The 20322-nt window shown below is 69.9% G+C and carries 20 protein-coding genes; 9 read left to right on the top strand and 11 right to left on the bottom strand.

The genetic code is table 11. The features are described from left to right. Positions 1 to 29: 29 nt before the first annotated feature. The 3 genes from ACQP1N_RS05335 to ACQP1N_RS05325 form a co-directional block, all read right to left on the bottom strand. On the bottom strand, positions 30 to 1010 hold the full coding sequence (locus ACQP1N_RS05335) for a YgfZ/GcvT domain-containing protein (RefSeq protein ID WP_067793211.1): 981 nt from the start codon (positions 1008 to 1010) through the stop codon (positions 30 to 32). A 10-nt stretch (positions 1011 to 1020) separates the two neighbouring features. After that, entirely contained in the window at positions 1021 to 1437 is a 417-nt protein-coding gene (locus ACQP1N_RS05330) for a Fur family transcriptional regulator (RefSeq protein WP_067793213.1), read from the bottom strand. Between the two features lie 320 nt (positions 1438 to 1757). Then, a complete protein-coding gene (locus tag ACQP1N_RS05325; RefSeq protein WP_067793215.1) occupies positions 1758 to 2246 on the bottom strand; it encodes an FABP family protein in 489 nt (162 codons plus the stop codon). A 216-nt stretch (positions 2247 to 2462) separates the two neighbouring features. On the opposite strand from ACQP1N_RS05325, the gene ACQP1N_RS05320 reads away from it, so the two are divergent. Both ACQP1N_RS05320 and ACQP1N_RS05315 read left to right on the top strand, forming a co-directional pair. Next, entirely contained in the window at positions 2463 to 2825 is a 363-nt protein-coding gene (locus ACQP1N_RS05320; protein ID WP_084262360.1) for a DsrE family protein, read from the top strand. An 816-nt stretch (positions 2826 to 3641) separates the two neighbouring features. Then, a complete protein-coding gene (locus tag ACQP1N_RS05315; protein WP_067793221.1) occupies positions 3642 to 4661 on the top strand; it encodes a TerC family protein in 1020 nt (339 codons plus the stop codon). Positions 4662 to 4688: 27 nt separating this feature from the next. Here ACQP1N_RS05315 and ACQP1N_RS05310 read toward each other — a convergent pair whose 3' ends face one another. Together ACQP1N_RS05310 and ACQP1N_RS05305 are read right to left on the bottom strand one after the other, a co-directional pair. Then, positions 4689 to 5408, bottom strand: coding sequence for an SDR family NAD(P)-dependent oxidoreductase (locus ACQP1N_RS05310; protein ID WP_067793222.1), 720 nt, complete (start codon positions 5406 to 5408; stop codon positions 4689 to 4691). A gap of 138 nt (positions 5409 to 5546) precedes the next feature. Then, entirely contained in the window at positions 5547 to 6071 is a 525-nt protein-coding gene (locus ACQP1N_RS05305) for a DinB family protein (RefSeq protein WP_067793223.1), read from the bottom strand. A gap of 98 nt (positions 6072 to 6169) precedes the next feature. On the opposite strand from ACQP1N_RS05305, the gene ACQP1N_RS05300 reads away from it, so the two are divergent. The 4 genes from ACQP1N_RS05300 to ACQP1N_RS05285 all read left to right on the top strand — a co-directional run bounded on the left by ACQP1N_RS05300 (position 6170) and on the right by ACQP1N_RS05285 (position 10096). After that, positions 6170 to 7132 carry a helix-turn-helix transcriptional regulator gene (locus ACQP1N_RS05300; protein ID WP_433229421.1) on the top strand — a complete coding sequence of 321 codons (963 nt, stop codon included), beginning with the start codon at positions 6170 to 6172 and terminating at the stop codon, positions 7130 to 7132. Between the two features lie 257 nt (positions 7133 to 7389). Further along, the gene (locus ACQP1N_RS05295; protein ID WP_433229420.1) at positions 7390 to 8355 is read left to right on the top strand and encodes a hypothetical protein; all 966 of its coding nucleotides are present in this window, start codon (positions 7390 to 7392) and stop codon (positions 8353 to 8355) included. Then, on the top strand, positions 8349 to 9560 hold the full coding sequence (locus ACQP1N_RS05290) for a hypothetical protein (protein ID WP_131732341.1): 1212 nt from the start codon (positions 8349 to 8351) through the stop codon (positions 9558 to 9560). Before ACQP1N_RS05295 ends, ACQP1N_RS05290 begins: the two co-directional genes overlap by 7 nt. Continuing rightward, a complete protein-coding gene (locus ACQP1N_RS05285) occupies positions 9557 to 10096 on the top strand; it encodes an NUDIX hydrolase (protein WP_131732342.1) in 540 nt (179 codons plus the stop codon). Before ACQP1N_RS05290 ends, ACQP1N_RS05285 begins: the two co-directional genes overlap by 4 nt. A 27-nt stretch (positions 10097 to 10123) precedes the next feature. Here the strand turns inward: ACQP1N_RS05285 and ACQP1N_RS05280 are convergent, their stop codons facing one another. From ACQP1N_RS05280 to ACQP1N_RS05255, 6 genes are read right to left on the bottom strand one after another with little or no spacing between them, the layout of a single operon-like run. Then, positions 10124 to 10909 carry a hypothetical protein gene (locus ACQP1N_RS05280; protein WP_067793235.1) on the bottom strand — a complete coding sequence of 262 codons (786 nt, stop codon included), beginning with the start codon at positions 10907 to 10909 and terminating at the stop codon, positions 10124 to 10126. A 3-nt stretch (positions 10910 to 10912) separates the two neighbouring features. Next, complete coding sequence (locus ACQP1N_RS05275; RefSeq protein ID WP_433229418.1) at positions 10913 to 11719, bottom strand: polysaccharide deacetylase family protein; 807 nt, start codon at positions 11717 to 11719, stop codon at positions 10913 to 10915. Beyond that, a complete protein-coding gene (locus tag ACQP1N_RS05270) occupies positions 11716 to 13014 on the bottom strand; it encodes a polysaccharide deacetylase family protein (RefSeq protein ID WP_433229417.1) in 1299 nt (432 codons plus the stop codon). Before ACQP1N_RS05270 ends, ACQP1N_RS05275 begins: the two co-directional genes overlap by 4 nt. Before the next feature lie 18 nt (positions 13015 to 13032). After that, positions 13033 to 14574, bottom strand: a complete 1542-nt coding sequence (locus tag ACQP1N_RS05265) for a polysaccharide deacetylase family protein (protein ID WP_433229415.1) — start codon at positions 14572 to 14574, stop codon at positions 13033 to 13035. Then, positions 14567 to 15871, bottom strand: coding sequence for a glycosyltransferase (locus ACQP1N_RS05260; RefSeq protein ID WP_067793245.1), 1305 nt, complete (start codon positions 15869 to 15871; stop codon positions 14567 to 14569). Before ACQP1N_RS05260 ends, ACQP1N_RS05265 begins: the two co-directional genes overlap by 8 nt. 56 nt (positions 15872 to 15927) lie before the next feature. After that, positions 15928 to 17214, bottom strand: coding sequence for a nucleotide sugar dehydrogenase (locus ACQP1N_RS05255; RefSeq protein ID WP_067793257.1), 1287 nt, complete (start codon positions 17212 to 17214; stop codon positions 15928 to 15930). Positions 17215 to 18164: 950 nt separating this feature from the next. On the opposite strand from ACQP1N_RS05255, the gene ACQP1N_RS05250 reads away from it, so the two are divergent. The 3 genes from ACQP1N_RS05250 (at position 18165) to ACQP1N_RS05240 (ending at position 20288) form a co-directional block, all read left to right on the top strand. After that, the gene (locus ACQP1N_RS05250; protein WP_207393927.1) at positions 18165 to 18437 is read left to right on the top strand and encodes a hypothetical protein; all 273 of its coding nucleotides are present in this window, start codon (positions 18165 to 18167) and stop codon (positions 18435 to 18437) included. A 289-nt stretch (positions 18438 to 18726) separates the two neighbouring features. Then, positions 18727 to 19134 (top strand): YciI family protein, encoded by a 408-nt coding sequence (locus tag ACQP1N_RS05245; RefSeq protein WP_067793261.1) that lies wholly within the window; start codon positions 18727 to 18729, stop codon positions 19132 to 19134. Between the two features lie 8 nt (positions 19135 to 19142). Beyond that, positions 19143 to 20288, top strand: coding sequence for an RNA polymerase sigma factor (locus ACQP1N_RS05240; protein ID WP_067793264.1), 1146 nt, complete (start codon positions 19143 to 19145; stop codon positions 20286 to 20288). Positions 20289 to 20322: the final 34 nt, after the last annotated feature.

Raw genomic sequence — 20322 nt, 5'->3', positions numbered from 1 at the left:
GGGTGCGTTGCTACCCGTGTGCCGTGGGGCTACCCGTGTGCCGCGGGACGCCGCCGCAACGCGATCTGCGCGTTCGCCCCGGTGTCCGGCGACACGACGACCTCCTGCGCCGCCGCGACCCCGCCGGCCAGCAGTTCCGCGTCCACCGGAACGTTCCGCTTCACCGTCGCCAGCGCGATCGGCCCCAGCTCGTGGTGCCGGGCCGCGGAGCCGACGAAGCCGATCGTCCGGCCGCCGGGAATCTCGACCGGGTCGCCGTGCGCGGGCAGCCGGTCCACGCTGCCGTCCAGGTGCAGGAACACCAGGCGGCGCGGGGGCCGGCCGAGGTTGTGGACGCGCGCCACCGTCTCCTGCCCCCGGTAGCAGCCCTTGTTCAGATGGACGGCCGTCTCGACATAACCCGCCTCGTGCGGGATCGTCCGCGCGTCGGTGTCGCGGCCGAACCGCGGCCTGTGCTCGGCGATCCGCAGCGCCTCGTACGCCCAGATGCCGGCCGGCCCGAGCCCCTCGGGGAACTCGCCGCGCGGCACGATCCGCGTCGCCGTCCCGGCGACGTCGGGCCAGGCCAGGCCGCCGGCACCGGACGGCCCGGTGACGACCATGTACGCGTCCGACACGTCGGCGACCTCGACGCGCAGCATGAACCGCATCCGGTCGAGGAACTCCACCAGGGACGGCGCGGCGCCCGGCTCCACGTGCGCCCACGTGGCCTCGCCGTCGTCGATGACGAAGAGATGGTGCTCGATGTGGCCCTTCGGGTCCAGCAGCAGCGCCTCGGTCGGCTCGAACGGCTTCAGCGACTCCAGGTGCTGGCTGAGGAGGCTGTGCAGCCAGCGCAGCCGGTCCGGGCCGCAGACGCGGACGACGCCCCGGTTGCTCCGGTCGACGAACGCCGTCCCCGCTTCCAGTGCGCGTTGCTCCCGCGTCGGATCCCCGTAGTGCGCGGCGACCTCCTGATCGGGCGCATCGGCGGCGACGGCTCCGGGCGACTGCAGCAGCGGGCTCTCCATGCCGTCCAGACTATGTGGAGCGGCACTCCTTGCACCGCCCGTACACGGTGAGGTGGTGCACGTCCGTTTCGAAGCCGAAGTCGCGCCGCAGGACGTCCGCGAGCCCGGCCGCCGCACGCGGGTCGACGTCCTCCACGGTGTGGCAGCCGCGGCAGACGAGGTGGATGTGCTCCGCTTCGGCGGCGAGATGGTAGTTCGGCGGGCCGTGCCCGAGATGGGCGTGCTTGACCAGCCCGAGCTCTTCGAGGAGTTCGAGCGTCCGGTACACGGTGGAGATATTGACGCCGCGGGCGGTGCGCTGCACCTCGGTGCAGATCTCCTCGGGGGTCCCGTGCTCCAGGTTGGTGACCGCCTCAAGGACCAGCTGGCGCTGAGGGGTGACCCGGTACCCCTTGGCCCTCAGCTCCTCCTGCCACGACTCGACCATGCATCGAGTCTAGATCCCGGCCGCGTGTGCCCACGGAGAAAAACTGCTTGCCTCACCGGCCGCGCTCGCATACGTTGCGAGTACGCGCGAAAGGAGGTGGTCCAAGAAATGGTTGATTCTAGGACTCGCGAGGTGGCTGTCCGCTAGTCGCCATCCCGCCTCGGCGCCGCCGCCCCGCGGCGGCCTCCGGTCGCGACGGTGACCGGCGAATACCAGGCAGTTACCCGATCCCCGGACCGATGGACCCGTCCTGTCCATCGCCCCGCCATCCGGCGGGAGGTCCGGGGATCGTTCATTTCCAGGGGCTGTGCCCGGGGCCGTCAGGACACCTTCTTGAGCTGCGCCGACAGATGCGACTGGAGCTTGTGGCCGACGGCCGCCATGTCGTACGCCCAGCCGAGGTCCTCCCCGATCAGCCCGTACAGGCGGTGGCCGCCGGTGACCTCCTTGGCCGACTCCGTCCGCGCGACGACGTCGGTGTGCAGTTCCACCCGGTTGAACGCCACGTTGCCGACGTAGATCTCGATGATGCCGGTCGGGTGCGCCAGCGTCACCTCGACCTGGTGGTCCGGACGCGGCCGCCAGTACCCGGTCTCCATGGCGAGCGGACGGCCGAGCGTGCCGTCCTCCTCGATCATCCAGGACCGGCTCGCATAGATCAGAAAAGGCTTCCCGACATGGGTGAAGGACAGTTCCTGGCCGAAGTTGAACGACTCGATCGTGGGATAGCCGCCCACGCCGGCGCCCTCCCAGGTGCCGAGCAGGAACTTCAGAGGCTCAAGGTCCGGGTGCAGCTCAGGAACATCCATGGAAACCGAGCGTAGCGGCGTCCCGGAGGCCGCGCGTCCCCGCCGGGCGATCACCGGACCCGCGACCGGGGCCGTCCTATTTCAGCCGGCTCAGCCGGATCACGAGGAGGACGGCGGCGACCGCCATGAGTCCGAGGGCGAGGACGAGGATCCCCGCGTTCACCATGCCACCCACACCGCAGGATGCTACGGGCATCGGCGGGTTAGAGTGCGGCTATGGCCAGACCGCTGGTGATCAAGGTGACGGTGGGGGCGGACGCCCCCGAACGATGCAACCAGGCGTTCACCGTGGCGGCGGCCGCCGCGGCGAGCGGCGTACCGGTCTCGCTGTGGCTGACCGGGGAGTCGGCGTGGTTCGCGCTGCCGGGGCGGGCCGCCGAGTTCTCACTGCCGCACGCCACCCCCCTGGACGACCTGCTCACCGTGATCCTCACCACCGGGCGCGTCACCCTCTGCACCCAGTGCGCTGCCCGCCGGGACATCGGCCCGGACGACGTCCTGCCCGGTGTCCGCATCGCCGGCGCCCCGACCTTCGTCGAAGAGGTCACCATGGACGATGTCCAGGCGCTGGTGTACTGAGACGTCCAGGAGGTGGACGACGGCCTCCAGGCCCGTGTCCTGGCCGAGGCCCCGCCAAGCCTCGGGCGTTCGCCGGTCCCGGCGGGCGAGAGCCGCGACGGCCAGGCCCGCGACGGTGGAGCCGGCCAGGCCGAGCATGAGGTCGCCGATCGTGTCGCGGTAGATCGTGACGGTTTCCGGCGTGTCGAGGATGAACACCCCGTACTCGGCGAACTCCCAGAGGATGGCCGCGATGGCGCCCGCCCCCGCGCAGGTCAGGGCCAACACCCACGGCTTGAGGCCGCCCCGGCGGCCAAGCGCGACACCGGCGCCGGCGCTCAGCAGTGCCCAGTTCCCGAAGTGGCAGGCGTCGTCGAACCAGGCGACCGTGTCGTAGAGGTCGGCGGCGTTCCCGGCGACGTCCACGACGAAGGGGAGCGTCACGAGGAGATCGACGTCCCAGGGGAAGGGCCGGGCCCGGCCGCGCAGCGCCCAGATCAGGGTGACGAGCATGACGGCGGCGGGGTAGGCGGCCACCCGGACGCCCATCGCCTTGTCCGCGAACCGGTCCCAGTCGGGGAAGGCCACGGCGAGCCCCAGCAGCACGGCCAGGGCCGCCTTGGCGGCGAGTGCGAGCGGTCGCCATCGGGATGTGTCCATGCCGGTCAGCATGGCGTTTCGCCCGGCGTGGGCACATCCGTCCGCCTACTCAGACCCGCCTGAGCACCTTCCCCGATCCGGCCCGGGGACGGCGGGACCACGCGTCCCGGGCGGTAGAAGGGCCACAGAACGGATATATAGCTCAGCCGACGCCCCCATCCAGGAGGAACCGGCCGGATGCTCGACATACCCCTGTGGGCCTGGGGTGCGACGATCGGTCTGATCACCGCGCTCTTCGTCCTCGATTTCTTCGTCGCCGTGCGGCGGCCGCACGCGGTGGGGTTGCGGGAGGCCGCCTCCTGGTCGGTCTTCTATGTCGCCGTCTCGGTCCTGTTCGGCGGCGCGCTCTGGCTGCTCGGCGGGTCGACGGCGGGGACGGAGTTCTTCTCCGGCTACATCGTCGAGAAGAGCCTGTCGGTCGACAACCTCTTCGTCTTCGTGATCATCATGGCCCGGTTCGCGGTGCCGGCGGAGTACCAGCAGAAGACGCTGCTGTTCGGCATCGCCGCCGCGCTGGCGCTGCGCAGCGTCCTCATCGCGATCGGCGCGGCGGCGATCAACCTGTTCTCCTTCACCTTCCTGGTCTTCGGTCTCGTGCTGATCTGGACGGCGGTGCAGCTCATCCGGCACCGCAACGAGGAACCCGACGTCGAGGACACCTTCCTCGTCCGCCGCGCCCGCGCGCTGCTGCCGCTGAGCGAGGGTTTCCACGGCGGGCGGATGCTCGCCCGCGAGGACGGGCAGCGCGTCATGACGCCGCTGCTGCTGGTGTTCGTCGCCATCGGCAGCACGGACGTCCTTTTCGCGCTCGACTCCATTCCCGCCGTGTTCGGGGTGACCCGGGACGCGTTCCTGGTCTTCACCGCCAACGCGTTCGCGCTGCTCGGGTTGCGCGCCCTCTACTTCCTCGTCAAAGGGCTCCTGGAACGCCTGGTCTACCTGTCGATCGGCCTTTCGGTGGTGCTGGCGTTCATCGGCGTGAAGCTGATCCTGCAGTTCCTGCACGAGGACGTCACCGGGTCGATCCCCGAGATCCCGACCATGTTCTCACTGGGCGTGATCCTGGCGATTCTGCTGTTCACCACCGCCGCCAGCCTGGTCCGCGTCCACGCCCACCCGGAGGAGAAGGCCAAGGCCGGCGCTCTGCGCGGACACCGCGAAAGGCGGCCCCGCGAAGAAGAACCCGCCGCCCGCTGACCGATGGCCCGCTGACCGCCCGCCGTCCTAGAGGAGCAGGCCGCCGGTGGCGCGGATGTTCTGCCCGGTGATCCAGCGGGCGTCGGGGCCGGCGAGGAAGGCGACCACGTCGGCGATGTCGCCGGGCTCGCCCAGGCGGCCCAGCGCGGTGAACTCCGTGGTGCGCTCCAGCGCCTCCGGGGTGTTGGTGGCGCGCAGCATGCCGGTGTCGGTCGCACCCGGCGAGACGGTGTTGACCGTGATGCCCCGGCCGCCGAACTCGCGGGCGGCGACCGCGGTGAACTGCTCCAGCGCGGCCTTGCTCGCGCAGTACAGCACCAGGCCCTGGACCGGGAGGACGGTGTTGAGCGTCGAGATGTTGACGATCCGCCCGCCGTCGCGCAGCAGCGGCTCCGCCCGGCGCATGGCCAGCAGCGGGAACTTCGCGTTCACCGTCATCACCTGGTCGAACAACTCGGCGGTGACGTCGCGGATCGGGGTGGGCGGATTGATGGCGGCGTTGTTGACCAGGACGTCCAGCCCGCCCGCGACGGGTTCGAACAGCGCCTCGATGCTCGCCAGATCCGCCTGGTCGGCGCGGACCGCCTCGGTGCCCGGGACCTCCCGCATGAGCGCGCCCGCGGCGGCCTCGTCCTCCCGGAAGCTGAACACCACCCGCGCGCCGTCCCGGGCGAGCCGCCGGACGATGGCCCGCCCGATCCCCCGCGAACCCCCCGTCACCAGCGCCGTCTTTCCGTTGAGCGTCATGGTTACCGACGGTAGCCGATGAGGCGGTCGCATCAGGCGACGGTCCGCCGTGCGGTCGGGTTTCGTGGCGGGGGACGAGCGCCGTCCCCCGCCACGCGGGTCAGCCGCCGGAGTCGGCCCTGATGCGCTTCGGGGTGGTCAGCCCATGCTCTTGGCACCGTCCAGGGACTCGCGGATGATGTCGGCGTGGCCGGCGTGCTGGGCCGTCTCGGTGATGATGTGCATGAACACCCGGCGGGCCGACCAGTGCGTTTCGGTGAACCACGGGGCCTTCGGCAGCGGCTGGACGGCGTCCAGGTCGGGCAGGCTCGCGACCAGGTCGTCCGTCCGGCGGGCCACCTCGGCATAGGCGTCCAGGACACCGGCCAGCGTCTCGCCGGGGAGCATCCGGAACTCGTCCGCCCGCCGCTGCCAGTCCTCCTCGGTCATCTCGGTGAAGTCGCCCATCGCGGACGGGCCGTCCAGGATGAAGTTCGCCCAGTTCCGCTCGCCCGAGGTGACGTGCTTGATGAGGCCGCCCAGGCACAGCTCGCTGGCGGTGGTCCGCAGCCCGGCCTGCTCGTCGGTGAGGTCGCGGGTGGTGAAGCGCAGGAAGTGCCGGTGCTTCGCGAGCATCGCCAGCAGGTCGGTGCGCTCGCCCGTCATCTGCTCGTTCACGGTCATGTCCGCCGCCCTTCGTCGTTTCCCGCCTCGTCGGTCAACGACCACGCTAGGAACCATTGCGGCCACTTTCCGGCCTGAATTACCGGAGAATCGGGACCATGGCGAACACGAGCTCCCGGACGCTGCGGCTCCTGTCGTTGTTGCAGACCCATCGGTACTGGTCCGGGACGGAGCTGGCCGATCGGCTGGGCGTCTCCGTCCGCACCCTGCGCCGGGACGTCGACCGGCTGCGTGAGCTGGGCTATCCGGTCGAGGCGCAGCGCGGCGTCGACGGCGGCTACCAGTTGGCCGCCGGCGCGGCCCTGCCGCCGCTGGTGATCGACGATGAGGAGGCGGTCGCGCTGGCCGTGGGCCTGCAGGCCGCGGCGCAGGGCGCGGTGGAGGGCATCGCCGAGTCGTCGGTGCGGGCGCTGGCGAAGGTGGTGCAGGTGATGCCGGTCCGGCTGCGCCGCCAGGTGGAGGCGCTGCGTGCGATGACGGTGCCCGCCGGCTGGGGAGGGTCCGCCGCGCCGGACATCGACCCGGCCGTCCTCACCGTGATCGCGCTCGCCTGCCGGGACAGTGAACGGCTCCGCTTCCGCTACACCGCCGCTCAAGGTCACCGGACCGACCGGCAGGTCGAGCCGTACCGCCTCGTTCCGCTCGGCCGCCGCTGGTATCTGGTCGCCTACGACCTCGACCGGCACGACTGGCGCACCTTCCGGGTCGACCGGCTCACCGGACCGGAGGCCACCGGCGCCCGGTTCCGGCCCCGCGACCTGCCCGCCGCCGACGCCGCCGAGTTCGTCCGCGGCGCCCTGAGGGAGATGCCGCACCCGCACCGGGTGGAGGCACTGATCGACGCCCCGGCCGCGGTCGTGCGCGAACGGATCGGCCGATGGAGCACGGTCGAGGAGGTGGACGCCGAGCAGTGCCGCGTCACCCTCACCACCGACTCCCTGAACTGGGCGATCATGGCCCTGGGCGTGGCCGGAGCCGACTTCCGCGTCCTGGAACCCCCCGAACTGCGAGCCCGGCTGCACGACTGGGGCACCCGTTTCATCCGCGCATGCTCACGCTGAACGGCTCTGAGCCCGGCCGCCGAAATGATCTGAAACGCCGTCACCGCGGGCCGAGATCAAACTTGGGATCGGCATTGCCACCGTGCTTGCAACGTGACAAATGGATCTCCACCACGGCCGTTTGCTCTTGATCCCGAAATCCGGACGCACAGAGGTCTCCGAAACAGCAGATTCGGCCACCACAAAAAGGGTCGTCGCTGGAAATCTCCCGCATATATGGTACCAATGCGGAGGGGGACCAGCAGCCCGGAGGCGCCGTGCAGGTCTGTGCGATCGGATGCGGAAACGTCGGATTCAACACACTGAAAGCCTTCCAAGTCAGGGGGCACTCCGTCTTCGGCGTCGATATCAGCAAAGCCGCCCGGGACAATGTCGCCGATTCTTTTGGCGCACATGCCGTCATCGACCGGCTTGCAGAGCTCAGCGGCATGGACATCGTCTTCATCTGCGTTCCCACCGATCCTGACGAGGTGACCGGTCATGCCGACCTCAGCATCATGGAAGAGGTCGTCCGCGGGCTTTCATCACTGGAATCCCGCCCCGCCTGGAGACGTCATCCGCCGGTGATCGTCCAGCGAAGCACCTGCCCACCGGGTTCGGCGGCGAGGTTTTCGGCGGAGTTCGAACACACGCCGTATGCCGTCAACCCGAGTTTCTTATCCAAGGCCACCCAGTGGGAGGACAGCGACCGCCCGCCCAGAATCGCCTATGCGGGCCCGAGCGAGGCAACTGAGGTCCTGGACGAGGTCTACAAGGAGTTCACCGGCGCCCCGAGGTATGTGTCCACGTCGTACGAGGCCGTGGAGCTGCTGAAATATATCGAGAACTCGATCGACGCCGTGCTCATCAGCCTGTGGAACGAGTATCTGCAACTGTCCGACGCGCTGGGGATGCAGCGCCGGTTCTTCGTTGAGCTCGCCAGGGAGATCACCTCGCGGGATAGATTCGCCACCACGCTGCGCGTGCCCGGCGGTTCCTTCGGAAAGTGGTGCCTCCCCAAAGACCTGTCGGCGCTCCTCGGCATGTGCGCGGATCTCGGTGTCGCCGGTCATGTGCTCAGGGGCGCGCAGCTCACCAACCAGCAGATGAAGGACCATGGGGAGAACCTCGCCGCGACGAGCGAGTTACTGGCCTTGTCGGGCGGGCGCACGGTTCCGACGGACACCGCCGCAACCGCGCTGCTGGGCGACTGCCAGGGCGTCCCGGGGGCGGATGGATGCTAGGAGAGCGCGGCGAGAAATGGTGGCAAAAGGTATTCCACGACACCTTTGTCCAGATCTTGGCTGGAATTCTCATAGCCGCCGTTCTCGCACTATCTCCGCATCTGATCGAAAGTTTGACGTGGCACATTGCAGCCTATATAGTTTGCGGATTCGCCGGTCTCGGGATATGTGCAGGTGGCATCAGGACTGTGATCAGCAGAAGAGTCATCGACCGTGCAGGTTCACATAATACGGCGAATGAGATCGAGCAACCGGTTTCCGGACGCGGCGACCTGGAGATACTGGCGCGCGAGGCGATCGGGGCCCTCGGGTTGAAGGTCACGGTCCGGGACGCCGAACTCCAGGCGACACCGCAGGTGGTATCGACCTTCGTCGACCTGAACATGCGGCGCGAAGCCACCGGTCTCATGGGCTACTACGACGCGGTCCGTTTTCTTCCCGTCACCCTGCCCAAGCAGAGGCATCCGGGCGGCCCCTACGAGATGGAGGTCGTCCGGGTCGACTATTCCCTGATCGCTCTCGTCAGCGATCCCGTTTCGCCCGCGACCGTCCGGGAGTCGGTCATGCGGCGGATCAGCCGCTTACCCAACGTCGACCCGGCGATACGCAGCGAATGGCGGGAAGGCCGCGTGGGGCTGCTGGGAACACAGCTCTGCCTCATCACCTCGGACCGGAAGATCCTGCTCAGAAGGCGGGGAGTCAACGTCCTCTTCGCCCGGAACCGCTGGGACGTCTCGGTCAGCGGTTTCTGCGGCACCGTCGATCTCGACGGTGAGTCGATACTGAACCCCTGCCTGACGGCGGAGCACGAGACGCTCAGAGAGATCGGCCATGTGCGCGCCGACCCGCGCAATCTGCGCATGCTGGGCGTGGTTCGCAACACGAACACGGGTGCCTTCGACATCCTCCTGGCCTGGGAGACCGACTCGGACTCCAGAGCCATCATGAAACTCCTGACGGCCAAGAACGCCCGGGAGAACACGGTTTTCGACACCGGCGTCCGGGCGATCGAACGCTACGTCTGGGACTCCAAGAACCTCCTCGTCAACCTGGACGCCGAGGACATGGAGTTCGCCTGGGACAGGTGCGGCGTCAAGGCCGAGGACTTCGAACCCCAGTCCCTGCTGTGCCTTGACCTGACCTTACGGATGTTCGCGAGCGACCGGGAACACGGGTTCCTGCGGCAAGGAGGTCCGGAAAATTGAGCGCACTCACCCGGGTGTCTCGGAAAGTCGTCTACACCAACCCCTGGCTCACCGTCTACGAGGACAGGATCAACCGCAGCGGAAAGCCCGGGATCTACGGTGTCGTCGAACGCCCGGACTCGGTCGTCATCAGCGTGAAGTCCCCCGGCGGGAACCTCCTGATGCTCAACAGCTTCCGCTACCCGACCGGCGAATGGTCCCTTGAGCTTCCGATGGGCGGGATCGACGGCGGCGAGTCCCCCGCCGGCGCGGCGCGGCGCGAACTGCGCGAGGAGACCGGTGTCCGATGCGACGATCTCCAAGAGCGCGGCTGGTTCTACGCCCTGCCCGGCCTGAGCGACCAGAAGGTCTACGTGTTCTCCGGCTCGGCCCCCGACGGGACCTTCGGGGGCGACATCGCCGAGCACAGCGAAGAAGACCTGGGCAGTACCGCGTCGGTCGCCGCGAACCGCCTGGGCGAGATATACCGGCAGGGCCGGATCACCGACAGCCTGACCCTGTGCGGCCTGCTCATCGCCGGTTTCCACTTCACCTGACCGCGGCCTTGGGCGACAGGCCGCAAGTCAACGCAGTGGGTGGACGCGCAGGGCCGTGAACTCGAACTCGCAGTTGTCGGCACGCAGGCCGATCGAACCGGAGCGGGCGATCGGCGGGCCGTGCTCGCCGCCGTCCACGGCCTCCAGCAGTTCGCGGCCGTTCCGGGAGACGGCGATGGTGACCAGTGAGCGGCCGTTGGAGGTGATCCGGACGCCGAACGACTGCCACGCACCGAACCGGAACGGGGCCCGGACCTGGCCGAGTGTGACGTAGGTGCCGCCGTTCTCGGTGCCGCCGGTCAGCTTCTTCTTCACCACCAGCAGCCCGTCCCGCCGGTTCAGCGAAGCCACGTAGAGCTCGGTCTGGTCCTGGCGGCGCAGCATCAGGTGGACGCCGTCGCTCGGCCTGGTCGGTGCGCGCCCGCCGCCGGCCACGAACCGCAGGGTGCGGATCCTCAGCGTGACCTGGACGTCGTCGAAGTCGGTACGGCGCGTGTTCATCCGGAACACGCTCGACCCCGTGCCGGTGGACGACCGGGCGTCGGGGGTGGCGCCGTCGGGCGGACCCGACCAGCCGACGCCGTTCCGGGCGAAGAAGGATCCGCTGGTCACGTCCCAGTCCGGGGAGCGGCGCGCGTCGGAGGCGCGGGGGTTCCAGTGCGCGTACTCGTTGGTGATCAGCCGGTCGCGTCCGGACGTCGCGGGCGCGAAGTCCGCGCCGCCGGAGCCGAGGCCACCGGTCACCGACCAGACGGCCGGGGGGATCGCGGCGACGGCGAGGGCCCCCGCGATGATGGCCTGCCGGGAGGGCATCGGCTACCCCGTGTCGAGCGCCGTACAGAAACCGCGCGCGCGAAGCCCGCTGATGATCGTCGGGAGGGCCTCGATGGTGGTGGCGGAGTTGGCGACGCCGTCGTGCATCAGCACCACCGAGCCGGGGACCGCCTGGTCGAGGACGGTGGCGGCGATGTCGGCGGGACGCCGCCCGCGCCAGTCGGTGGTATCGACCGACCAGCGGACGACTCGCAACCCGAGCGCGCGGGCCTGGCCGTCCACGATGCCGTCGGTGTCGCCGAACGGCGGCCGGAACTGGGTGGGGCGCGGCGCACCCGCGCGGGTGATCGCGGCGTTGGTGTCGGCGAGCTGGCGGCGGACGGCGGCGGGGTCGAGGTCGGTCATGTGCGGGTGGTCCCAGCTGTGGTTCTGGGCGAGATGCCCGCCGGCGACGACCGCGCGGACCAGGTCCGGATGCGCGGTGGCCTTCTCGCCCATCATGAAGAACGTGGCGCGGACGTTGTAGGCGCGCAGGACCTCAAGGATCTGCGGCGTGTAGACGTCGGGGCCGTCGTCGAAGGTGAGAGCGACCCGTCCGCGCCTGCACACGTTGCTCGTGTCGGCGTTCTGGAGCATGGCGCGGGAGACGACGGTCTTGGCGCGGGCGGTGTCACCACCGCTGGGCTGCGGGAACAGCGCGTCCTGGGCGAGTGGAGTGATCGCGGCGAGTGCGAGGGCGCCGAAGCCCAGTTCGAGCAGGTGGCGGCGCAGCTGTCGGCGCGGGTGCCGTTCGCGGCGGGTGGGACGGCCGGGCCGCGTGGGCCCGGCCGTCCTCTTCTTCCTCGTCATAGGCCCTGATCCATAAGGGAGAAGTCGTCGACGATGAGGGTGCCGACGCCGGGCAGCGCGACGCCGAAGCTGATGTTGGTGGCGCCCGAGGGCACGGCGGGAGTCGTGACGAGCGTCTGCTGCCAGGTGTTCGTCTGCGTGAGGGTGGGACCGTTCGTCCAGAACGTCCATACTCCGGTGGCGCTGCGGTAGTAGATGCTCATCTTGGCGTGCACCGCCGACGACCAGGTGCCCTTGTACCAGACCCCGAGCCGGTATGCGTGGCCTGGTGTCGCGGCGGGCGCGCAGGTGCCGGCGTCCTGTTTCGTGACGAGCTTCCGGTCGCCGTCGGTGTACGCGGTGACGTCGACCCGCTCGGCGTACTGCCCGGTATGCGAGGCGCTCGTCCGCGACCAGGTGTAGGTGTTACTCCCGTATCCGCCGAGCTGGAAGCAGTCGGGGACGTTGCCGGTCGCGGTCTCCAGCGACGGGTTCTGAACGCTCGTCGGCGACGGCGGCCCGTCGACGGGTGGTTGCAGGCTTCCGCCGATGACCTGGTCGACCGTCTTCACCTGCGTCCCGTTCGCCGATCTCGGCGCCAGCCAGTCGAGGAACGATGAGAGGGTGGACGGGCTGATGGCATAGGTGTTCTCGCAGCCGTTGCAGACGTGGTGGATGACGAGCTGCACCCATCCCCCGCCGTGCGTTTCCGCCTGGGTGACGTAGCCCTGGAGCTGGGCGAGCGTCGTGTCCGTTTTGACCGAGTCGGGGGTCTGGGTGAAGTAGGCGTCGGCGGGCGGGATCGTCTCGGCGTAGCCGCACCCGTTGCAGCTGCCGGGCGAGACGACCCCGCCGACCGTCCGGGCGCTGTTGTAGCCGCAGTCGTGCACCACCTGCTCGGACGTACCGTCGGCGTTCCCGTACGGGTAGGCGAAGTTCTTGATGGTGAAGCCCATGTTCAGTAACGCGACGCGGTCGTCGCAGACCTGCCGCTGCTGCTCGGCGACGGACAGCGTGGGCAGGTCGGCGTGCGTGATGGTGTGCCCGGCGATCTCGTTCCCGGCGGACTCCAGCGACTCGATCTCCGCCTGCGTCATGTAGCCGGACGTCCCGACCCGCGCGCTGTTGATGAAGAACGTCCCTTTCATTCCGTGGCCGGCGAGCACCGGACGGGCGTTGTCGTACTGGTCCTGCGACCCGTCGTCGAACGTCAGCGACACGACCGTGCCGGTTTCGGCGCGTGCGGGCGCCGGGACGAGGACGAACGCGGTGACCAGCGTCGTGGCGAAGAGGAGAAGGATTCGTGGATGCATCATCGGACTCCAGGAAATCGCTCAGCCCGCGCGGAGCGGGTCGAGCGTCGGTTCGTGGAAGATCAGGGTGCTCTGGTCGCGCGCCGCGATCTCGAACTTCAGGCCTCCTTTGCCGAGCCGCGGGTCGATCGTGGCGTGCAGCGGCGCGCCGCCCGCCACGGCGACGGTGAGCCGGGTGCCGCGCACCTCGATCCGGACGTCCCGCGCTCCCGCGCGCGACGCGATCGGCCGCCGGCCGAGCACGACCGGGTCCCGGTCGTCGACCCGCTGCCTGACCAGGACGGACGCGGTGCCGACGACGACCTCGACGCGGCCGCGGCGGTCCACGGCCGCGCCGTCCCGGACCGCGATCACCGCGCTGGTGCGCGGGTCGATCCCGAAGACCGACGTGGTCACCCGGTAGTCCGTCCACCGGCTGGTGTTGACGCCGCCGAGCAGGCAACTCCCGTAGACATCGCTGGTCACCCGCAGGTCGGAGGCGTGGCGCCGGCAGGTCGCCAGGTCGCCCGTCCACGGCAGCGCCCACAGGTCGTGCGGCGGCGGGGTGGGGACGGCGCCGCGGATCATCTCCAGCAGATCGGACACCGACGTGGTGGCGCGGACGCCGATCCGGCCGAGCGCCCAGCGCGGTGAATCCGCCGTCAGCGCGTCCACATGGCCGGTCGGGACGTTCTCGCCCACGAACGCCTCAGCGAATCCCGCGTGCCGGAGCAGTGCGGGCAGTTCCGCCGCGATCCGCGGGTCGTTGCCGGCCCCTCCCGGCCGACCGAACGGGTAGGAGAACGCCGTCACCCGGTGCCCGAGCGTCTTGCGGAAGAAGCGCTGGCTGTGGGCCAGATCACGGCGGACGCGGGCACGCCAATGCCCGATCGTCTCCCGCTTTCCGTCCACGAGGATCAGGTTCGGCATCGGCGCGGCGACGTCCCCGGGGATCCGGGCGAGGTCGTGCAGGCCGTCACTGTGCGAGCCGAATTCCCAGCGCCCGGTCGCGGCGAGGTCCTCGACCTGCCGGGTCGACAGGTAGTAGGACGGCGTGCCCGGCTGGACGATCTTCCCGGTGGTGAGGAAGCCTGCCGCGGTGAAGCCGTGCTCCTTCAGCACCGGGTCGGCGGTCGTCCAGTCGGTGAGCCGGCCGTCGTCGAAGGTGATCAGCAGGGCGCGGGGCGGCAGGTCGACGGGCCGGCGCGCGAGCAGGTCCTCCACGTCCCGCAGCCGGACCGTCCGGTACCCGGCCGCCGCCAGCGCCGCCATGTGCTCACCGAACAGTTCGCGTGACAGCGTGCTGCCGGTGTGGCCGGTGCCGGACACCCCGTGATACGTCAGGACGAGCACTGATCCCGGATGGCGGGGAAGCGCCGCCGCGGTTCGCGCCGTCCCCGGATCCAGCCGGACGGCCAGCGCCTCCTTCTGTCCCGGGTCGAATGGACGGCTCAACGTCACCCACGTGGTGAGCGCGAGACCGAGCGCGCACAGGAACACCAGGCCGGTGAACGCCCGGAACAGCCGGGTGGACCGGGCGGGCGGCGGCCTGTCCCACGGCGCGGGCTCCACCCGCTCAGCCATCGCTCGCCGCCGCGCTGTAGACCTGGACCGGACGCGGCGCGGCCGGCGACGCGGGTGTCGTCGTGTCCCGCGTGCCCCACTTCCCGTCCCGGATCCGCGCGATCGCCCACAACAGCTGGGGCGAGAACGCGACATAGAAGAACGTCCCGATGAACGCGTAGATCCACATGCCGTCGTCGCGCAGCATCCGGTACGTCAGCGCGTAGCCCATCGACACCAGGTACAGGCCGAGGAAGTAGATCATCGGGAAGCGGCCGCCGGCGATCGGTGTCGCCAGGCTGTACAGCACCACGATCGGGCTGAGCAGCCCCGCGATCGTCTGCACGGCGATCGACGGCAGGGCCCGCGTCCGGCTCCGCCACACGTGAGCCAGCAGCAGCGGCCCTTCCCGGCTCCACGACTTCTTCCACCGCAACTGCTGCCGGAAGAACTTGCGGTACCGGTCCGGCGCGTCCGTCCACGCCTCCGCCCGGGCGTCGTAGCGGGTCGTCCAGCCGGCCTTGATGACCCGGTTGGTGAGCGCCCGGTCGTCCCCGTAGGTGCACTCGACGCCGAGGAACCGCTGATGCTCCCACGCGTTCAGCAGCGGCGCGATCGCCGTCCGCCGGTACGCCGCGAAGCAGCCGGAGCAGCACGTGACCGCGCCCAGCACCGACTCGGCGCTCTTGAGCAACTGGAACGACACGTAGTAGCGCGCCGCCTGCATCCTGGTCAGCACGTTGCTCTCGGCGTTGCGGACGTAGGTGAGCCCGGAGATCGCGCCGACCTTCTCGTCGGCGAACCCCTGCACCAGCAACCGGACCGAGTCCGGCGCCGGCATCGAGTCGGAGTCGACGAACACCAGGATCTCCGCCGACGTCGCCCGGATCCCGGCCGCCATCGCCGCGCGCTTCCCCTTGTTGCCGCCAAGGTCGACGCACCGCACCTGCCCCTCCGGATACTGCGCGGCGGCCTCCTGCATGCGCTCCCACGTGTCGTCGGTGGACCCGTCGTTCACCACGACGATCTCCAGCCTGTCCCCGGGATAGTTCAGCCCGATGCAGGAGTGGATCGTCCGGGCGACGGCCTCGCCCTCGTTGTAGGCGGGCACCACGATCGCGACGGACGGGGCGATGCCCGCGTCACGCGGCGGCCGGTAGAACACCGCGAGCACGAACCGGCTGATCACATAGCTGCTGACCAGCACCGTGTACGTCGGCAGCAGCAGGTTGCCGCGCATGTACGCGACCTTCACGCCGACATGCCAGATGATGACGCCGCAGATCGCGGCCACACCGGCCAGCGCTCCGAGCGGCACCGGGCGTGCTGTCCGGGGCAGGCCGCCGAAGGGGATCCGCGGCCTTCGGCGGCGGCTCACAGCGCCACGCGCCGGGCGCGGCCGGAGAAACGGTACGTCGCGTCCAGCAGCAACTGGTCCTCGTGCAGCCAGCCCAGGTCGAGGGCCTGGTGCGGGGTGTGCGCGATCACTAAGTCCGCCGAGCCCGGTTCGACGCTCGCCAGCTTCGTCCCGCCCTCGGTGACCAGCTCAGGCACGTGCGGATCGTGGTATCTGACCCGCGCGCCCGCCGCGAGCAGCCTGTCGATGATCTCCAGCGCGGGCGACTCGCGCAGATCCTCGACCTCCGGCTTGTAGGCGACGCCGAGGATCAGCACGTCCGCGCCCGCCAGACCGCGCCCCTGGTCCGACAGCACCTGCCGGGCCCGCTCCACCACCCGCCCCGGACGCATCGCGATGGCGTTCATCGCCGCCGACACCAGCGGCGTGTCCAGCCGGTCCCGCTTCAGCTGCCACAGCAGGTAGTGCGGATCGCACGGGATGCAGTGCCCGCCCGCCCCCGGACCGGGAAAGAACGGCATGTACCCGTACGGTTTCGTCGCCGCCGCCTCGATGACCTCCGTCACGTCAAGCTCCAGCAGCCGGCTCGCGTCCGCGAACTCGTTGACCAGCGCGATGTTCACGGCCCGGAACGTGTTCTCCAGCAGCTTGGTCATCTCGGCGGCCTCCGCCGACGACACCGTGTGCAGCTTCCCCGCGTACCGTCCGAGCAGCCCGGCGGCCCGCTCCGCGCACCGTGGCGTCATGCCCCCGACCACCCGCGGCACGTCCTCGTGCGCGTGCCGGTCGTTGCCCGGGTCGATCCGTTCCGGGCTGAACGCGACGAACACGTCCGTCCCCACCCGCAACCCCCGCGCGGTCAGCGGCCGGGCGAGCAGTTCCTTCGTCGACCCCACGTAGCTGGTCGAGGTCAGCACGATCGTCTGCCCTGTCCGGGCGTGCGCGGCAGCGGTGGCGCACGCCCCTGCCAGCGCCCTGAGGTCCGGGACGAGATGCCGGTTCACCGGCGTCGGGACGCAAATGATCACCGCGTCCGCCCGGGACGCGTCGGCGGGCTCGGCGGTCACCGCGAACCCGTCCCGCGCCGCCCGCAGCCGTTCATGGTCGTTGTCCAGCAGGTCGACGCGTCCGGACCGGATGGCCTCCAGCCGGCCCGGGTCCAGATCGACGCCGAGCACGCGCAGCCCGGCGGCGTGGAAGGCGAGCGCGGTCGGCAGCCCGACATAACCCAGCCCGATGACCGCGACATCGTATGTCGATGAATCGGCGGATCGCGCCCTAACAGGCGAAGCAGCGAAGGACATGGCTCATTGATCTCCCGCGTGAGGTCCAGATGAACTGGACTCTCTCCACTATCTGGCGCCCATATCTTGGAGCAGCGAAAGATAACCAGGACCCACCCGAAAGTCAGACCTATCATGATCACTGGCCATAGATTCTTATCCGACTTTTCCTGACAGGCATCCTGGATTTTAATCCCTTGGAACCGGGTCCAGCCCAGGCAAGCTGAAACCCGATTCCCGCGTTCCGCGTAATTTGACGTTTTTAGAGGTGTGGTGCCGACCTGAAAGGTTCAGCGCGACGATTCGATGGGCCGGCCCGGCGATGCCGGAGACGCAGATCGTTGGTTCTCGGCGGCCTGGAGGGCACCGCGCGAGCGGAGGATATTGGCCGGGCTGCCCTATGGGTGGAGTTCGTCCGGGTCGGCTATTCCCTGATCGCCCCTGTCGGCACGTCTCACCCGCGAATGCCCGAGAGTCGGTTATGCGGCGGATCAGCCGCTTGGCAACGCCGACCCGGCGATACGCAGCAAATGACAGGAAGGCCGCGCGGGGTTGTCGAGGACGCAATTCTTCCTCATCACCTCAGACCGGAAGATCCCACTCAGAAGGCGGGGCGTTGTCCTCTTCGCCCGAACCGCTGGGACGTCTCGGTCAGCGGTTTCTGCGGCACCGCCGATCTCGACGGCGAGTCGATACCGACCTCCTGCCCGCCGGCGGAGCATGAGACGCCCGGCGAGATCGGCCATGCGCGGGCCGACTCCGCGCAATTCACCCGCGCGAGCCGTCCAGGCGGCGGCCACGAGGGCCGGCGGAGAGCAGACCGCCAGTGGCACACCCTCGGGATGGTTGCCCATTTCACCGAGGGGAGAGGGGTCGGGACAGCGGCCGGGTTCCAGCGAGCGCGGACCGGACCGCACCGACCCGGCCGTCCGGGAGAGAACGACGCGATGAGAGCCATGCTGAGAGCGCACATGGACACCAAGGCTTCAAACGAGGCGCTCAAAAGCGGAAAACTTCCGGAGATCCTCAATTCAATGATGGATCGGCTCAATCCTGAAGCGGTCTACTTCGGCCCTGGCGAGGGCGGACGCGCCTGCACCGTGGTCTTCGACATGCAGGACAGCTCAATGCTGCCGAGCATCGCCGAGCCGCTTTTCCAGGAGCTGGGCGCGAAGGTCGAGATCCAGCCGGTGATGACCCGAGAAGATCTGGAGAAGGGTCTCACGGCGCTGCGGCAAAGCTGACCAAGGCCCCGGCCCGCCCGCACGGCCGTCCCCCGGATGGTTCGAGCGGGCCGGCCGGGGGTGGGGCTGGTGGCGGTGCAGATCGAGCAGCCGCGCACGCAGACGCCGGTCAGGGGCGCAGGCGAGGTCGAGAGGTGCATGCCCTCCACGCCGGACAGCTCATCGGTCCGAGGCTCATCTACGAGAGCCCCAAAAAAAATCGGGCGGCGATGTCGAGAACCCGGAACCGGCTCCGTCCCCGGTGTGAACGCGACCAGAATGGGTCGCACCAGCATCGAGGAGAGACCCGATGGCCAAGTACCTGCTGCTCAAGCACTACCGCGGCGCCCCGGCTTCGGTCAACAACGTGCCGATGGACCGGTGGACGCCGGAGGAGATCTCGGCCCACGTCCAGTACATGAACGACTTCGCGGCCCGGCTGGAGGAGACCGGCGAGTTCGTCGACGGTCAGGCACTCGCACCCGAGGGGACGTGGGTCCGGTACGACGGCGAGGGCCGCCCGCCGGTCACCGACGGCCCGTTCGCCGAGACCAAGGACCTCATCGCCGGCTGGATGGTGATCGACGTCGACGGCTACGAGCGCGCCGTCGAGCTGGCCGGGGAGCTGTCGGCCGCCCCCGGGGCGGGCGGCAGGCCGATCCACGAGTGGCTGGAGGTGCGCCCGTTCCTGACCGCGCCGCCCACCATCACGGAGTGACATCTCAGGTGAACGAGGTCCTGCTCCGGAGCCTCACGCCGAACGTCCTGGCGATCCTCGTCCGCCGCGGAGCCGACTTCGCGGCGGCCGAGGACGCCGTGCAGGACGCGCTGGTCGAGGCGGTCCGCGTCTGGCCGGCCGACCCGCCCCGGGACCCGAAGGGCTGGCTGGTCACCGTGGCCTGGCGCCGGTTCCTCGACACGACCCGGGCGGACGCCGCCCGCCGCCGACGCGAGGACCTCGTGGACGAGGAGCCTGCCCCCGGGCCCGCGCCCGCGGTGGACGACACGCTCCAGCTCTACTTCCTGTGCGCCCACCCGTCGCTGACGCCGTCGTCCGCGGTCGCGCTCACGCTGCGCGCCGTCGGCGGGCTGACCACCCGCCAGATCGCCCAGGCCTACCTGGTGCCCGAGGCGACCATGGCGCAGCGCATCAGCCGGGCCAAACGCACCGTCTCCGGCGTGCGGTTCGACCAGCCCGGCGACGTCGCCACCGTGCTGCGCGTCCTCTACCTGGTCTTCAACGAGGGCTACTCCGGCGACGTCGACCTGGCCGCCGAGGCCATCCGGCTCACCCGGCGGCTCGCCGCCGCGATCGACCATCCCGAGGTGGCGGGGCTGCTCGCCCTCATGCTGCTCCACCACGCCCGGCGCGCCGCCCGGACCGCGCCCGACGGCAGCCTGGTACCGCTCGCCGAGCAGGACCGCGGCCGGTGGGACACCACGTTGATCGCCGAGGGCGTCGAAATCCTGCAGGCGGCCCTCGCCCGCGACCGGCTGGGCGAGTTCCAGGCCCAGGCCGCCATCGCGGCACTGCACGCCGACGCGCCCACCGCCGAGGAGACCGACTGGGTACAGATCGTCGAGTGGTACGACGAGCTCGCGCGCCTGACCGACAGCCCGGTCGTCCGGCTCAACCGCGCGGTGGCCGTCGGCGAGGCCGACGGACCACGCGCCGGCCTGGCGGCGCTCGCGGCGCTGGACGCCTCACTACCCCGATACGCCGCGGTGGCGGCGTATCTCCACGAGCGCGACGGCGACCTGGCGACGGCGGCACGGCTGTACGCCGAGGCGGCCCAGAAGGCACCCAACCTCACCGAACGCGACCACCTGACGCGCCAGGCCGCCCGCCTCAACACCCACCGGCACCGCTGACGAGCCGCACCTGAAGCCCGCCCGGTCGGCGCAG

Origin of the sequence: Actinomadura formosensis, assembly GCF_050948385.1 — a bacterium.
GTDB lineage: Bacteria > Actinomycetota > Actinomycetes > Streptosporangiales > Streptosporangiaceae > Spirillospora > Spirillospora formosensis.
This window is presented reverse-complemented; position numbering and strand designations above follow the sequence as displayed.